This is a genomic window from Paenibacillus sp. 2TAB23 (assembly GCF_052115165.1).
In the GTDB taxonomy this organism is placed as follows: Bacteria; Bacillota; Bacilli; order Paenibacillales; family Paenibacillaceae; genus Pristimantibacillus.
The window spans coordinates 412251-428531 of the sequence record NZ_JBFRGD010000002.1; the positions used below are offsets into that span (position 1 = coordinate 412251).

The 16281-nt window shown below is 45.4% G+C and carries 16 protein-coding genes; 14 read left to right on the plus strand and 2 right to left on the minus strand.

Going from position 1 to position 16281, the window contains the following annotated elements:
- Positions 1–24: 24 nt before the first annotated feature.
- From AB4Z29_RS04660 to AB4Z29_RS04710, 11 genes are all read left to right on the plus strand, one after another.
- Positions 25–1554 (plus strand): extracellular solute-binding protein, encoded by a 1530-nt coding sequence (locus AB4Z29_RS04660; protein WP_441941922.1) that lies wholly within the window; start codon positions 25–27, stop codon positions 1552–1554.
- Positions 1555–1840: 286 nt separating this feature from the next.
- Positions 1841–2833, plus strand: coding sequence for an iron-hydroxamate ABC transporter substrate-binding protein (locus AB4Z29_RS04665; protein ID WP_441941923.1), 993 nt, complete (start codon positions 1841–1843; stop codon positions 2831–2833).
- Between the two features lie 143 nt (positions 2834–2976).
- Positions 2977–3336, plus strand: coding sequence for a glyoxalase superfamily protein (locus AB4Z29_RS04670; RefSeq protein WP_441941924.1), 360 nt, complete (start codon positions 2977–2979; stop codon positions 3334–3336).
- A gap of 23 nt (positions 3337–3359) precedes the next feature.
- Positions 3360–4160 carry an inositol monophosphatase family protein gene (locus tag AB4Z29_RS04675; protein ID WP_441941925.1) on the plus strand — a complete coding sequence of 267 codons (801 nt, stop codon included), beginning with the start codon at positions 3360–3362 and terminating at the stop codon, positions 4158–4160.
- A 51-nt stretch (positions 4161–4211) separates the two neighbouring features.
- A complete protein-coding gene (locus AB4Z29_RS04680) occupies positions 4212–4685 on the plus strand; it encodes an SRPBCC family protein (RefSeq protein WP_441941926.1) in 474 nt (157 codons plus the stop codon).
- Positions 4686–4755: 70 nt separating this feature from the next.
- A complete protein-coding gene (locus AB4Z29_RS04685; RefSeq protein ID WP_441941927.1) occupies positions 4756–5487 on the plus strand; it encodes a ZIP family metal transporter in 732 nt (243 codons plus the stop codon).
- A gap of 133 nt (positions 5488–5620) precedes the next feature.
- Positions 5621–6586 (plus strand): nucleoside hydrolase, encoded by a 966-nt coding sequence (locus AB4Z29_RS04690; RefSeq protein WP_441941928.1) that lies wholly within the window; start codon positions 5621–5623, stop codon positions 6584–6586.
- A 3-nt stretch (positions 6587–6589) separates the two neighbouring features.
- Complete coding sequence (locus AB4Z29_RS04695; protein WP_441941929.1) at positions 6590–7102, plus strand: acyl-CoA thioesterase; 513 nt, start codon at positions 6590–6592, stop codon at positions 7100–7102.
- 376 nt (positions 7103–7478) lie between these two features.
- Positions 7479–7898: a BlaI/MecI/CopY family transcriptional regulator gene (locus AB4Z29_RS04700; protein ID WP_441941930.1), complete on the plus strand. Its 420-nt coding sequence runs from the start codon at positions 7479–7481 to the stop codon at positions 7896–7898.
- Entirely contained in the window at positions 7895–8752 is an 858-nt protein-coding gene (locus AB4Z29_RS04705; protein ID WP_441941931.1) for a M56 family metallopeptidase, read from the plus strand. Before AB4Z29_RS04700 ends, AB4Z29_RS04705 begins: the two co-directional genes overlap by 4 nt.
- Before the next feature lie 58 nt (positions 8753–8810).
- Positions 8811–9545, plus strand: coding sequence for a DUF3105 domain-containing protein (locus AB4Z29_RS04710; protein ID WP_441941932.1), 735 nt, complete (start codon positions 8811–8813; stop codon positions 9543–9545).
- Positions 9546–9724: 179 nt separating this feature from the next.
- Here the strand turns inward: AB4Z29_RS04710 and AB4Z29_RS04715 are convergent, their stop codons facing one another.
- Both AB4Z29_RS04715 and AB4Z29_RS04720 read right to left on the minus strand, forming a co-directional pair.
- Positions 9725–10975 carry a response regulator transcription factor gene (locus AB4Z29_RS04715; protein ID WP_441941933.1) on the minus strand — a complete coding sequence of 417 codons (1251 nt, stop codon included), beginning with the start codon at positions 10973–10975 and terminating at the stop codon, positions 9725–9727.
- Positions 10976–10999: 24 nt separating this feature from the next.
- Positions 11000–12742, minus strand: coding sequence for a sensor histidine kinase (locus tag AB4Z29_RS04720; RefSeq protein WP_441941934.1), 1743 nt, complete (start codon positions 12740–12742; stop codon positions 11000–11002).
- 417 nt (positions 12743–13159) lie between these two features.
- Between AB4Z29_RS04720 and AB4Z29_RS04725 the strand changes: the two genes are divergently transcribed.
- From AB4Z29_RS04725 to AB4Z29_RS04735, 3 genes are all read left to right on the plus strand, one after another.
- Positions 13160–14500: an extracellular solute-binding protein gene (locus tag AB4Z29_RS04725; RefSeq protein ID WP_441941935.1), complete on the plus strand. Its 1341-nt coding sequence runs from the start codon at positions 13160–13162 to the stop codon at positions 14498–14500.
- Between the two features lie 78 nt (positions 14501–14578).
- Positions 14579–15451 (plus strand): carbohydrate ABC transporter permease, encoded by an 873-nt coding sequence (locus AB4Z29_RS04730; RefSeq protein ID WP_441941936.1) that lies wholly within the window; start codon positions 14579–14581, stop codon positions 15449–15451.
- Positions 15448–16281, plus strand: a complete 834-nt coding sequence (locus AB4Z29_RS04735; protein WP_441941937.1) for a carbohydrate ABC transporter permease — start codon at positions 15448–15450, stop codon at positions 16279–16281. The genes AB4Z29_RS04730 and AB4Z29_RS04735 overlap by 4 nt, the downstream gene beginning before the upstream one ends.

Sequence of the window (16281 nt, forward strand, 5' to 3'; positions counted from 1 at the left end):
CGTTTACTGAAAGGGGTTATGAAAATGAGAAAAGTAGGTTCATTATTGCTCACCATTTCATTACTAGGAGCTTTACTTGCCGGTTGTTCAGGTGGAGGCAGCAGCGAAACAAATGAAGGCAATACGCCAACCAATGCTGCGAAGCCGAGCAACGAGGAAAGCAGCAAACCGATCAAGCTTGAGATTATTGAAACCGGAAATAACTTGCCTACGCCTGATAAGGATATTATTAAGAAAGAGCTGGATGCGGCGCTAAACATCGATTTGAATCTGACCGTGTATCCTTCGGGAGATGATTATGCAAACCAATTGAATGTTCGCATGTCCTCTGGCAATTTCCCAGACTTGTTCATGGTAAGCCGTCAGCAGCTGATTCAATTCTCTGAGCAAGGACTGCTGCTGGATATAACGCCATACATGGATAAATTACAGCAAACCGTTGCTTACATTGGAGAAGACAGCGTCAAGAAGGGAATGGTAGACGGAAAGGTTTACGGTGTTTCCAAATCACCGCAAATTCCTTATAACACACTATGGATACGTAAGGATTGGCTCGATAAACTGAAGCTGACTGTTCCGACAACGGTTGAACAATTGAAGGAAGTAGCTGAGGCGTTCACCACTCAGGATCCTGATGGCAACGGAAAACCGGACACGTATGGTTTAACAGGAGGGAAGATTGGCGCCTTTTCGACCGTTTTCGGAGCGTTCGGCGTCGGTATGCCAGGGAATTTCTACGAGAAAGATGGAGCAGTCGTGAACGCCTTGTATGATCCGGCAATGAAAGATGCACTGGCGCTTATTCAGCAGATGATCGGTTCAGGCTCGGTTGATCCTGAGCTTCTGGCCAATAGCGGACTTCAGCATCAAGAGAAAGCCATTAAGGGGCAAGCTGGCATCGTCTATATTGATTGGCCGAATATGACGAAGGAGCAATTCGTCGAGCAAATTAAGACTGTAAATCCGAATGCGGAGTGGCTGCAAATTGCAGCGCCGAGCGGTCCTGCGGGACAATTTGACGGCTCATGGGATATTGGTGCAACGCCGGGAAGATTTGCGATTCCGAAAGCACTGGAGAAGGAGCCTGAAAAGCTGCAGCGCGTCTTCGACCTGCTGAACTACGTCTCAAATCCGGATGGCGGCTCCTTGCTTGTTCAGTTCGGAGTGAAGGATACTCATTTCACGTTGGATAATGGAACACCAACAATGACAGATAAGGCGGGTGAGGTCGGACATTCCTGGTTATACCAATTCACTGGAAGACCTGAAATGGAATATCTGCAAGCCAAATTCGCCATGCAGTCTGATGCCATCAAATTCGCAAACGATCAGCCGCGCATTCAAGTGCTTAACGGATTTATCGATAATCCTGTAGGCTTTAACCCAGCTGATGCCGATCGTTATATCGAAGAAGAGATTGCAAAATTCATATATAACAAACGCCCGATTAGCGAATACGATGATTTTATTAAGACACTGGAGACATCCATGAATTATAAAGCATTCCTTGATAGCGCAAACGAGCAGTTGAAGGCGTTAGGCTACGGGGGGTAAGAAATCGAAATCATTTCAAATGAAGAGAATGGCTATTTATGTAATGGAGTAACTAGGAGCAGCCAAAAACGAGCAACTCTCGTTTTTGGCTGCTCTTTTATTTAACACCTGGATCGTTTAGAATTTAATTTCGTTGAATCTGCTTATTGAAGATCAACAAAACGATCTCGCTAGAGGTGGCGATTACAGGTTGACAATGAAAATGATAATTGTTATCATGAGATGACTTTTGAGACGATACAGCTTCTTAAGCCACTACTATAATCGTACCACAGGGGGAAATACAGTGATTAAACGCAACAAGAAGTTTGTATGGGTATTATTGAGTTTGATGGTTATGTCGTTATGGTTAGCGGCTTGCGGCAACAATACATCAAATCAAGCAGCAAACAACGCGGCAACGAATGCACCTACTGAATCAGCAGCGCCTACGGAAGCGCCAACTGAAAAAACATTAACGGATTCATTAGGTCATGAGGTAACCGTTCCTGCTAATCCGCAGCGTATCATTGCATCCTACTTGGAAGATCATCTGGTTGCTTTGGGGATCAAGCCCGTTGCGCAATGGTCCGTTCCAAACGGCATTCAAGACTATTTGAAAGATTCACTTGCAGACGTTCCTCATATTGGCTTCGATCTTCCTTTCGAAGCAGTAACGAGCTTTGAACCTGACCTTATCCTCATGGCATACGACAGCAACGTAGAAGGCGATAAATTTGATCAATATTCGAAAATTGCACCTACCTATACAATTGGCGATAAATTGACAGCAGACTGGCGCGGAGCATTGCTAAAAATCGGTGAAGTCGTCGGTAAAAGCGAAGAAGCTCAAAAAGCGCTTGAAGCGTATGACACGAAAGCTAAGGAAGCAAAAGAAAAGCTGCAAGGCGTTGCGGCTGGCGAATCCGCAGCGGCCCTTTGGGTCATACAAGATAAGTTCTACATCGTAAGCGACAAGCTCTCAAGCGGAGATTTGTTATACAACCAACTAGGGCTAGCGGTACCAGCTGTCGTTAAAGAAATTTCTGAAACGGGAACAGGCAACTGGAATGCGATTTCGCTTGAAAAGCTTGCTGAGCTTGATGCCGATCACTTATTCCTAGTTAACAGTGGTACAGGCACGGATTCAAAAGCGTTAAGCGATCCAATCTGGAAAAACATCCCTGCCGTCAAAAACGGCAAGCTTTATCAATATCCTAGTACGTCAAGCTGGTTGTACGCTGGCACGATCGCATACTCGCAAGTTATTGATGATGTATTGGAAAGTATTGTTAAATAATTCGGTGTAGTAATCAAAGGACTGTAGCCACATGCGATTATCGCTGCCGGCTGCAGTCCTTTTCCTATTGCACGCCTTCTCTAGCATTCAAATTCCATGTATAATCGTGGAAGGTCTATTCAGCGAAAAGGATGTGTAAAGAAATGGTAACGGCTATGAAGAGAACAGTTCCGATTTTGCGGATTTTTGATGAAGCCAAGGCGCGTGAGTTTTATATTGGTTTTTTAGAATTCGCCTGCGATTGGGAGCACCGGTACGAGCCTAATATGCCGGTTTATTTGCAAATATCAAGCGGTGATTGCGTTATTCATTTGTCTGAGCATTACGGGGATTGTACGCCAGGCTCGGCTGTCCGAATCGAGGTTGAAGACGCTAAGGCGCTGCAGGAGCATCTATTAAGCAAATCCTATAAATTTGCTAGACCGGGGTTCGATGAGGAATGGAACGCGGTTAAGCTTACAGATCCGTTCGGGAACCGGCTGCATTTCTACTCTCACAAATAACAATGGGAATGGGGGGAATCCAAATGGAGCCATTAACTCTAAATATAGCTAGAGAAGTAGCGATTGCCGCAGCCTATGAAGCGGGGCGTATTGTAAAAGAACGCTTCGGAGTGCTGGACAGCTATGATGAGAAGGACGATCATGGCGATATCGTAACAGAGGCTGACCATCTCGCTGAACATCTTATTCTGGACAAGCTCCGAAACGTATTTCCGGAGCACAGCGTTCGCTCCGAGGAGTTCGGCGAGAATGATGTCCAAAGTGAATGGCTTTGGTTAGTTGATCCGCTAGACGGGACGAATAATTACGCAGTTGGCTTGCCGTTATTCGCCATATCGATCACGCTTGTTTATGAGAAAACGCCTGTTTTGGCCGTTATTTACGAACCTATGACCGAGCGGCTGTACGTTTCCATTAAAGGAGAGGGAACGACTTGCAACGGAAACCCGGTGAGCATCAATCGGGCTAAGCCTTTCAGTAAAGCGCGCGTGGGTTGGATTCAAGGCCATGCCGTTCAGAATGAAGCAAAGGCGGTTAAGCTCAGACATCATATCGATGTCCATACAAAACGAATGATGCGGCTGTGGGCGCCAACTCTGCAGTGGACGATGTTGGCACGCGGCGATTTGGATGCGATTATCGTTTATCATTCGGAAGGCGAGGACTTGTATTCAGGCATACTGATGGTGCTGGAAGCAGGAGGCACGGTAGTCGATTATACCGGCAGGCCTTTTACGGGAGTAGGCGATTCGCCTTATTTAATTGCATGCCAACCGAAGCATCAATCGTATTTTCTGAATTTGGTTCAACAAGGCTTGGCTTAAATCAAGCGAGATGCTGCTGGAAGATGATGAAGAAGAAATGCGGTGAATTAGTTGGTTGAGGTCATAACCGAAATTTATATCGAGGCACCGATTGCAATTTGTTTCGACATGGCACGGGATATCGATATACATACGAAAACGGTCTGGAAGCATACCCGGGAAAAAGCTGTGGCGGGTGTTACGAAAGGTCTGATTCAAAAAGGCGAGCTTGTTACGTTCGAAGCGACACATTTCGGCGTAAGACAGCGTCTCACCTCGAAAATAAGCGAGATGGTTGTTCCGTCATTTTTTGTAGACGAGACGCAAAGGGGCGCTTTTAAATCGCTTAGGCATGAGCATCTTTTCGAAAAGCGGGGAAAAGGGACGCTGATGACGGATGTCCTTCGATTTGAAGCGCCGCTTGGCGTGCTTGGGTGGTTTGCTGAGCGTGTTATCTTAAAGCGTTATATGAGAAAATTTCTGGAGCATCGCAATAAACAATTAAAAATATTGGCGGAGCAGCCCGAAAACAGGTTGCATGGATGAGCTTTCGTCTTCGCGTACAAAATAAGGAAAAACCTTTAGGGTAAAGCTCTGCCCAGTCAGGAGAAGCATCATGGTAGAAGCACTCGTCGGCAGTTTTATATCCGCAATGGCAACGGTACTTGGTGCTGTACCGCTGCTTTTCGTCAAAAGCCTTTCCGAGAAATGGAAGGATGTGCTAATCGCTTTTACGGCAGGAATTATGGTGTCAGCCTCTACTTTTGGCTTGCTGCCGCAAGCTTTGAAAGAATCAGGCATTATTCCTTTAACGCTGGGGCTGCTTATTGGCGTGATTGCTCTGGATTTACTTGAGAAAAATTTGCCTCACATCGATATTGAGCAAAGAAGAGGCATCTCGTCGTTTGACAGCAAGTCATTGCTCGTTATTTTCGCGTTATTCATACATAATATCCCTGAAGGTTTAAGCACCGGGTTCAGCTACGCGAGTACGAATAATGGCCTCGGTCCGATGGTCGCTATTGCGATCGGCGCTCAAAATATGCCGGAAGGGCTTGTGCTAGCGATCTTTCTTATCCATTCCAAGGTTAGCAAGCTTAAGCTCATGCTGATCGTGACCTTGACTGGATTAATGGAGGTCGTTTCCGCGATCGTCGGTTATTTTGCTGCAAGCTATATCGCGGGACTTATCGGCTATGGTTTGGCGTTCGCGTCAGGCGCTATGCTGTTTATCGTGTACAAGGAGTTAATTCCGGAAACCCATGGTCACGGTTTTGAGCGCGCAGCGACGTATTCTTTTATCATCGGATTGCTTATTATGATTTATATCAGCTTTTACTTTGGTTAAAGGATACAAAAATAGGTAGCAATACCGTTAATCCGAACAAACTTTGAGCGGACAGATCGATTTTATAGAAATGATCGATTACAATATACGAATGATTCATCATAATTATCGATTGAAACGGGAGGTACATGACATGTCGAACATAAACAGAATGCTTCTCGACGTAGATACCGGCATAGATGACGCCTTAGCCATTTTATATGCTTTATTGTCGCCAGCTATTAAGGTTGTAGGGATCACGACTGGGTTTGGCAATACGGACGTTGACCAAGCGACCGAAAATACGTTGCGGGTTATACAAGCTGCGAATTGCGGCTATGAGGTTCCCGTGGCAAAAGGTGCGGCAGGACCGCTTAAACGTACCTTTCCGGGGGCAGTCCCTCATATCCATGGGCATAACGGAATTGGCGATGCTATTTTACCGCCATCTCGTGCACAAGCGCTGGAAGAGTCGGCCGCGGCGTTTATCGTACGAAAAGTAAATGAATCGCCGGGTGAGCTTATATTGGTAACCGTCGGGAGATTAACGAATCTGGCACTCGCATTGGAGCTTGATCCAAGCATAGCGTCCAAGTTCAAAAAAGTCGTCATCATGGGCGGTACCGTGTTTGCGCCAGGCAATATTACACCGGTAAGTGAAGCGAATCTCTATGGCGATCCCGAAGCAGCCGCGCAAGTGTTTGAATCAACGCTCCCGATTACGATCGTTGGACTGGATGTTACGCAGCAGACGCGCTTGACGAAGCAGCATTTATTCGATCTGTCGCGAGATGTTGCACCAAATAAACGTGAAGTATTTGATTTTATGAATACAGCACTGCAAATTTATTTTGACTTCTATGCTTTCTCCAATGATTTTGACGGAGAGTGTCCCATGCATGATCCATTAGCGGTCATTGTAGCGGTAAATCCTTCGCTGGTGCGAACGGAGACGATTCCTGCAGCAATCGATTGCGGCGATGGCTACACGGCGGGCATGATCATCACAGATCGCCGCGTTCGTTCAGTCGTAGGTCGTCCGGTTGAGTTCTGTCTTGAGGTGGATCAAGAGAAGGCGATTTCCGAGTTGTTATCCATATTTACTAAAGGGGAAAGATAAGTAATGGAACAGCGTTTCTCACGCGAATCAAAGTGCTATAAAACAGCCCGTGTGTTCCCGCCTGATGTAAACAATCATAATACGTTGTTTGGCGGCAAATTAATGGCTTACATCGATGACATTGCTTCAATCGCAGCAACAAAGCATTGCAGACGGTCCGTTGTGACGGCATCTACAGACTCTGTCGATTTCTTGCACCCAATCAGGCCATCGGATTCGGTTTGTTTGGAATCTTTTGTAACATGGACTGGGCGTACTTCGGTAGAAGTGTTCGTAAAGGTGATCAAAGAAGATTTGCTTAGCGGAGAACGGAAAGTCGCTGCAACTTCCTTCTTAACCTTCGTTGCGCTTGACGAGAACCGTAAGCCGGTACCCGTGCCACTCGTCATTCCAGAGACGGAAGAGGAGCTGAAATTGTTTGAAACGGCTCCGCATCGGGCGGATATGCGCAAAATCAGACGAGATGAGAGCAAAAAATTTGCGGGATTCTTAACCGTTAAACATCCATGGGACTAATTATTCGAAATCTATGATTACCTGCAACAGCTTATGATGCTGCTGCAGGCTTTTTTAATCGTAAAAAAGCCATCAAATACGCAATTATGACTATTTTGGTGGCAATAATACGGATAGGGAACATATGTTCGTTATGTAAATCGGATTAAAAACGCTGAAAATATCCTTTTCTTAAACCTAATTGATCCAATCACAGCGAGATTCAACTCAATCAGCCTCAATCAGCAAATAAACTGCAAAAAGGCGTTAAATGTTGGAATATGGCGTTTTTCGTTGCATAGAACATACGTTCTGTTTTGCGATTCATCAACGGTAAATGCTGTAGCTTGAAATGAAATGATAGCTGCACTATAATATGTAGTGGAAGGAGCGGGCCATGGATATTAAAAATTTCAAGTATGGTGAAGTTGGCTTGAATCGATTTTTCGGTTCCCTGGAAGCTAAAATTATGGATATTCTATGGAATGCGGAAGAGCTGAGCATTAAAGAGGTTCAGATCCGCCTTGAGAAAGAGAAGCAAATCAATTTCAATACAGTAATGACGGTCATGAATCGGCTAGTGGAAAAAGGAATTTTGCAAAAGAGATTAGAAGGCAGGTTATCGTTATTTTGCCCAACTGCTACAAAGGAGTCGTTCATTGAGGAGCAATCCAAACGGCTCACTGAAAATTTGCTTGATGAATTTGGCGGAGTCGTCATTAACCATATGATTGATGCAATCAAAGAGGTTGACCAGACCTTGATTGATAAGCTAGAAAGTAAGCTGCGGCAGCTAAAAAAGGATAATCCGTCATGAGGTGGCAGCGCAAGTCCGCGCTCATTATGGCCGTTAGCCTATGTATCGCCATTGCGGTATGGAGCCAGATGGGTATGTATCTGGCTCACCTCTTCTTTGGGGTCGATGTCAAAGTGAATTTTTTTAAATTCTGTATGAGCTTGTTCAGGGAAAACTCGCTGTATTACTTTTTAGTCATCACATTTCTCAACGCATTAATTGCCTATGCCATTCTCATTGTTTGTTTAAGAGTAACCCAGCAATATGTACGATCCAATCGATTCAAATTAAGATTGATGTCGCTCAGAGACATTGACTGGACCGCTCATGTCATTCAGAAGTACCAACCGCTGAATCAGCATATTATTGTCATTGCCCATGAGCAGGCAATGGCATTCACAGTTGGATTCAGGCGTCCACTTGTCGTTCTATCCAGCGGCCTAATCGAACTGCTTGATGATCAAGAGCTGGAAGCGGTCATTGCCCATGAAGCGTTCCATCAATCCCATTTCGATCCATTAAAAATATTTATGCTTCAGCTTATATCAGAATCGCTTTGGTTTCTTCCAATTACCAAATGGTCTTATCGCAATTATAAATTGATCAGCGAGCTTCTGGCAGATGAATCTGCCATTCGTCATACGGGCTCCGAGCTTGGTTTAGGCGGCGCCTTATTGAAGCTTATTAAAAAAGGCTTTAGAGACCATCCTACTCCTGTACTCGTTTATTTTTCTGATGGCGTGGTCAATTATAGACTACAGCAGCTCATTGATCCGAATGAGGAGATACCGGTGCGTTTGAATTTTATGACTATCGTGATTTCTATACCTGTTATGCTCTTGTTTATGGGCATGATTGTGTTGGCAGTCGCCTAGTTTTTTTTAACTAATAGAACTACAATGTGTAGTGTGAAAAGGAGCGTTTCAATCATCCATGGAATCCCATCTATTGCTTCATGAGCAGTCAGGCTCTACTTATTTTTTGCTGTACACAGCGGCAGTTATACTGCTGCTTGCTTTAGTAAGCTATTGGTATGCTTCGAAATGGAATAAAGAAAATACGAGCAGCCTGAAAAAAGAACAAAAGGCGGTACTCAGACAAAAAACGAAAAAAATGCGAGTGGCTGCGCACTTGCTTTTGAGCATTTCCCTTATCGTTGTTGTCATTCATTTTGCCAAAGATTTGACGAAATCTTATGATGTGGACGACTTGAACCTACAGGCCGACATTGATGTGAATGAAGATACGTATTATGGAGCCGAGCATTCAGAAGAGCCTGTTGCTTATGAAATGAAAATTCCTACATCGGGTATGCATAGCCCGCATGACCTAAAGTTTGGTTTCTATACGGAAAAGCCGGCAAACGAAATGCTCGTTCACAATTTAGAGCATGGGGATATCATTATTAACTACCGTGCGGGAGCTGATCCTCAAACCATTGAGCTCCTGAACTATCTCGTTAACTTTAGGGAAGCGGGTGCAGGCATTCTGGCAGTTCCCAACGAGGAAATCCCCGAAGGCAAAGAGATTGTCGTTAATGCATGGACAAAGACAATGGAGCTTACAGCATTCGATGAGGCTAAAGTAGCGACTTTTATTTATACGTACATCAACGAAGGACCAGAGAAGATCCCCGCGCAAATTCGCCGCGGCGGGGGAACCATGTAAAAGGAAATACGAAAGCTTAACCGCCCCCGCATATGCTGGTTCGGTTAAGCTTTTTTATGATCAATCGATAAAAGAAAGGTATGCATGGTATCGAGTAGCTTGAAAAGACATTGGTAGCGATAGGATAGGAGAAGTATCTTGTCCCAATGAACTTCTAAAGGGTGCGACATTGTGGCGTACTATTGCTCCGTAAGGTTGTTCACCGAGAGCCGGTAATCGGAGGGAGAGATGCCGTGTACCCGTTTGAATTTGCGAAAGAAATAATTGGGGTCGAGGAAACCGGTGGCCGTAGCGATTTCCGTTGCCTTTAATGCCGTAACGGCCAGCATCTTCTTAGCATGGTTAAGCCGAATGCGGTTAAGATAGTCGTTGAAGGATTGCTCCGTTTCCTTCCTGAATAGTCTGCCTAGATAGACGGCGTTGACATTGAAATGAAGCGAAAGCTGCTGCAAGGATAGCTCTTTGCTATAATGCTCCTGTACGTAACGTTCGACCTGTCTGACGATTGAATTCTGAGAGATTAGGTCTAGCTCATGCTCTGACTTATGCAGGCCTTTATTTATGCCGCATTGCGCCAATGCTTCGCTATATGATTCATGCAGCAAACGAGGCAAGCAGGTGACCTTCCCGAAATGATTGACCCAAGGTGTTTTCAGAATTTCGCCATAACGCTTGGCAAGCTCAAGCATCCAGCTCTGATTGCTTGCACGGAAGCCTTCGGAATCATTGCCTTCGTCGGTAAACAAAACGATAATTTGCCGATTCTCATTGAGAAAGGCAATGCCCCGTCCGCTTTCGAGCAGCACCTCTTCCACGCTATTCAGTATCGCAAATGACCGATATTGCTCTTCATTGCGGGCAAGCTCGCCTTCCTGCCGATCATGCCAATCAATGATGCATATTTGATATTGTTCATTCATTAGCAAAGGCAATTGCAGAAATTTCAGCTTCTCGCGCAGCTGATCGTACTGGATCCGGTTCTGCACCCATCGGAGCAGGATGTTGTTTTTCAACAATTGAAACGATTCTCTCTGCATTTGCTCGGCTATATATTGCCCCTGAAAACGTTCCGTGCAAGAGGCTATAATTTCAGCAAGCTCTGTGGCGTCAATCGGCTTGAGCAAATAATCCTCGACTTGGTGTTTCATGGCTTGACGCACATATGCGTACTCATTGTAGCCGCTTAACACTACGATGGAAGTATTCCAGTTTCTCAGCCTAATCTGTTCAATCAAATGCAGCCCATCCCCTTTAGGCATACGAATGTCGGTCAGCACGATATGCGATCGATTCGCCTCCATAAGCTCCAGCGCTTCATAAGCGCCTTCTGCCTCGGATAAACGAGTAATATTAAGCGCCTTCCAATTAATTAACCGTTTCAATCCTTCTCTAATATATTGATCGTCATCGACTATTAATAGACTTGTCATCTCATTCCTCCTCAAGTAAGCTGGCTATCGTTTATAGGGGAATATCATGGTAAGCTGAAAGGATTTTGTCTCGGACGGGTGCTCGGGCAGAGACAAGCCATACTCATTGCCATAATAATGCTTGATGCGCTCGTGAATGTTTTTAAGTCCAAGATGCTGCTCAGGAAATGTATTCTCGGTTTGCAGCAGCTGCTGCAAGCGGAAGAGCTCCTCTGCGGATATATTCTTGCCATTGTTATAAATCTCGATAAAGAGCAGATGGGCTTCTCGCTTGATTGTTACGGTAATAATAGGATCATCATACTGCTCTAGCTGGCCATGCTGAATAGCGTTCTCAATAACAGGCTGCAGAGTGAACTTGAGCATGAAACAGTTCTCCAGATTAATCTCCGAGATGACTCGAATGGCAATGCGGTTGGACTTGCCAAGCATAAGCAGCTCTAGGTAGTAGGTGGTATGTGCAAGTTCTTCCTGTACCGAGATTAGGTCGTCTGTAGGCTGAAGCATCCATCGGTACAGCCGGCCAAGGTGATATAGCTTCTCCGCCAGAAAGGGTTGTTCGCTGATGACGGCCTGCATGCGCAGCGACTCCAGCGTATTGTATAGAAAATGAGGATGTATTTGGGTTTTTAACGCGATGAATTCCGCATTCCGCTTGCGAATTTCTGCGATATAAACCTGGTTGATGTGATTCTGCAGCTCCTGTGCCATTCGATTGAAGCGAAGCATCAGATCGCTGATTTCATCCTCTCCGCTAATGGGCATAAGCGGCGTAAAGGGGTTGCGCTGCACCTTCTTGAAATGCTTGCTCATTTGGTTAAACCGTCCAACGATAAACCGCTGAATCAGATGAATGATAATAATGCAGACAAGCCAGCTTAGGCTAAGAATGCAGAGGATGCGAACAGCGATATCCGATAGCTTGCTTTGCAAATTAGATTTGTAGCTGATGCCGATCATCTCGATTTCGTAGGGATCAATGGTGACCCGCGAGATTAAATCATCGGATGCGGCCCAGTCTGATTGTCCATTTGGCCTATTATCGAGCAGTACAGCGCCGTTCTGCTTAATAATGAGCCTGTAGTCCGCGCTTTGGTTATCGAACTCATTCGTTATCATGCGTGTATTCAAGGTAATGAGATGATATCCGTATACCTGATCGGGATGAATGCTCGTCGGGTTATAGATAGGATTCACGATATATAACATTCGGTCAGCGGGGGCAAGCAGCTGCTCGGAGCTCCCGAAATAGGGATGCTGGTAAGCTTTTGGGAATGATTCGAAAAACGGTTTATAGGAAAAGGAGGGATTGGCGCCATACTTTTGCTGCTGAGATTCAACGAATAGCCGCTCATCCTGCAGCCGATACATCATCACTGCTGATGTATACGGGTTACGGGAAAGCATATGCGTCATCACGTTTTTAATAAAGTTCTGCTCTATGATCGCTCTACGGTCTTCTTTATCCGAAGGAATATTGTCAGGGAGGAACATCTCGTATACGCTGGACTGCATATTGCTATTCTGGTAGAGGCTCATCGAATCATATTTGAACCGCTCCATAATGTCTAGCATTTGCATTTTTAGTTTTTCCGTGCGAAAGCTCAGCAGCTCATGCTCCTTTTTCTCCAGAATCGAGTAGAAGTTATTGTAGACGACAAGACCAAGCAGCAGAAATATGAGTAGAAGGGCCGCGCCAATCCCAATATTCAGCTTGCGAAATATAAATCTGCCAATCCATTCACGATATAAGGCCTTCATCCACATGGAGCAGACTCCTTCGATGTTGGTAATTATAGAATTAACAGGGTTGTTCATTCTTCTACCGTCATTTTATGAGCAAAATTAAAGCGCTGTCAACTGTTAAGCATCAAGTCCATGATCCATGGCAAATCGAATAACAGATGCAAAACCATTCAGCATATGGTCTGAGATAGGGTCGAGGAGATACAATTTTTCTAGTAAAACTATGTTTTTTGCTTTCGTGGTAGCTGTTATAAGGTCAGATCGGCCAACGGCTTATTGGAGTTATGCGTATCATGCGGTCCTAATTAGGGAGAAGGGAATGCTCATAAAAGTAGTTTAATTGGTCTAGTGAAAGTAGCATTTGTGCTGTGGCAGTGAGGAACCATATATTCCTATAATAGATTTGTGGTTATTAAACGAGACGAAGAGGTGGTCGCAATGAGAAAGTGGTTTGCACTAGGTATGGGCATGATGATGGTGACTGGATTAGCGGCTTGCGGCGGCAATAGCAACGGTAATGGAGGTTCCAGTGGGAATGAGTCAACGCCAGCCCAGTCGGCTAACAGCAGCGAAGCGAAGGGGACAAATAAAGAAACGGTCAAGGATATTGAAATTGTTTTTCAATCCTGGGTTACCCCGAACCTGACGGTAGAATATTACGACCAATTGATTCAAAAGTTTGAAAGCGCTAACCCTGGCATCACAATAAAGCGCATTCAACCGCCAGCGAATGAAGGGTCGCCGGACAGCTACCTCAAAACCTTGCTTGCGTCAGGTGACTTCCCTGATGTAGTCCAAAACGCTACGATTCAAATGTTCGTAGATGCGGATGCCTTGCTTGAAATTCCGATCGATGAGGACATTAAGAACATTAATAATTACGAGGCTGAAATGATTGATGGCAAGCTGTACAACATCTCAGCCATCAGACAGCCGCAATCGCTTGTTTTCTATAATAAAAAGCTGTTTGCTGAAGCCGGGATTGCCTCCACGCCTAAGTCATGGGCGGAACTGGAAGCTGCGGCTGAGAAGCTGAAAGCGAAAAATATTACGCCGCTGCTGACGGCAGGCGACTGGACGGCTGGATTCACGTTCTCCGTCATGACATCGCCAAGCGTGTATAAGGACAATAAGAGCTGGTACGCGGATCGATTCGACAATAAAGTGAAATTTACAGATGAAAATTGGCAGGAAGCGGCAGGCTACTATGCCAATTTGGTGGAGAAGGGTTACTTCAACAAAGGTGCTTTAAGCATTGACTACACAGCGGTTGAGCAGGAGTTTTTGAAGGGCAAGGGAGCGATGTACCCGATGGGTTCATGGTTCAGCGCGGCTGAAGCCGTTGCGGAAAAGGATTTCGAGGTAGGCGTATTTGCAACACCTACAAAGGACGGCACGCAATATTTGCTAGGCGGAGAGAATGCCGGGGGTTATGCGGTTGCCAAAAACACGAAGCATGCAGAAGAAGCGCTGAAATTCGCTAAATTTATGATGCTTGATCCGGAAGCGCACAAAGGCTTCTTGCAAGCAGATGCGTTGTTCTCGAACTTGAAGGAGCCGCTCAAATGGGAAATGTCCCCGTTGCAAACGGAGATATACGAGCTGCTGCTGAACAATCCTCCAATGGTTGGCCATATGAACAATAAAGTAGGCAGAGTGCCTGTTGCTGGTATTCAGGATCAATACAACAAAGTGGCACAAAACATTTTGCTCGGTGATGTAGACGTGGAGAAAGGCATGCAATCGCTGGACGAATATTGGGACAAGAACAACAAATAGAGCTGCGGCAGAAGGGGCGAGCCACAAGTTTCGCTCCTTTTCAAAGGGCATCATAATGAGATTTGGAGGTGATCCGATTTGGTTAAAAACGACCGATGGTCATATGCGTTAATGTTTTCACCCGGCATTATCATTTACTTCTGTTTTCTGCTGATTCCCATTTTCCTGCTGGTCTATTACTCCTTTTACGATTGGGATGGTCTCAGCCCGACCTATTCATTTGCCGGATTAAGCAATTACGCGGAAGCCTTTCATGACAAAGCATTTGCACGCGCGTTGCAAGTCACCTTGTTTATTACGGTAGTCGCAACTCTGGCCGTGAACATACTTGGTATCGCCTTTGCAGTTTTCTTGAACCAAAAAGGGCGGATGACAAATTTTTATAGATCCGTTTTCTTTTTCCCGCTGCTTCTAAGCACAGTTTCGGTCGGTTTTATTTGGAAGAGCATTCTAAGCTACAACGGATTGTTCAACAATTTGCTGGAGCAGCTTGGAGTGGAGCGGATCGAGTTTTTCGGCAATCCGGAATTGGCCGTATGGACCATTACCTTTCTTGCCATCTGGCAATCTACCGGCTTTATCATCGTGATCTATTTGGCGGGACTCCAATCGATTCCGGGCAGCTTGTATGAAGCGGTCAAAATGGATGGCGCCAACAGATGGCAGCAGTTCAGGCATATTACATTTCCTATGCTGGCACCTGCATTCACGATGAGCATTATCTTTATGTTTACAGGCTCAATGCGGGAGTACGACCGAGTGGCTATACTTACTTCTGGCGGGCCGGCTGGCGCGACGGAAACCATCGCTTATCAGGTAGTCAAAGTAGGCTTTAGCGCGAATCGGCTCAGCTACTCTGCAAGTCTAGCCGTCTATATGCTCATTATCGTAAGTCTGTTATCAGTATCCTTGACTGTTTATTTGCGAAGAAGAGAGGAGAGGCTGCTGTGAGGAGAAATTTCGCTCCGTATGCTAGGCATCTGTTCCTCATGCCTTTATCTCTTCTATTGCTTGTACCGTTCTATATCGCTGTTGTCAATGCATTTAAGACGAGGGCAGACATATTGGATAATCCCTTTTCGCTGCCTGTCCTTAACCTGACGCTGGACAATTTCATAAGATCGGCTGTGACGCCGTCCTTTAATATTTTCAAAGCGTACGGAACGTCTATTCTAATAACCTCGGTATCGGTAGTGCTGCTGGTTGTGCTGTGTTCCATGATGTCCTTTGTTTTTGCCCGCGTGAATAACCGTTTCCTGTCCGTGTGTTATTTGTTGCTGCTTTCAGGGCTCATGATACCGCCTCAGGTCATTCTCATTCCGTTGGTTAAGGTACTGGCGAAGCTTGGACTGATGTTCACGCCGCAGGGGCTCATTCTTTACAATATCGGGTTTTACGTACCGTTCACGGTATTTATATTTGTAGGCTTCATTCGCACGTTGTCGAGAGAGTTGGATGAGTCCGCGAAGATAGATGGAGCCAGCCAATTGACGATTTTTTGGAAAATATTATTTCCGCTGCTGCGCCCTGCAACGGCCTCCGCCGTCATATTCCTATGTCTATGGATTTGGAATGATTTTATTAATCCGGTTATTATTTTGGGTTCAACCAAAAGTTATACAGTGACGACGGGTATCTATCAAGCCGTAGGGCAATACAGCACGAATTGGGAGGATGTTTTTGCGCTGGTCGTTCTCGCCTCGGCTCCGATCTTCCTGCTCTATCTGTTCATGCAGCGGCAATTTATTGCCGGATTGACGGAAGGCTCGTTGAAGGGCTAG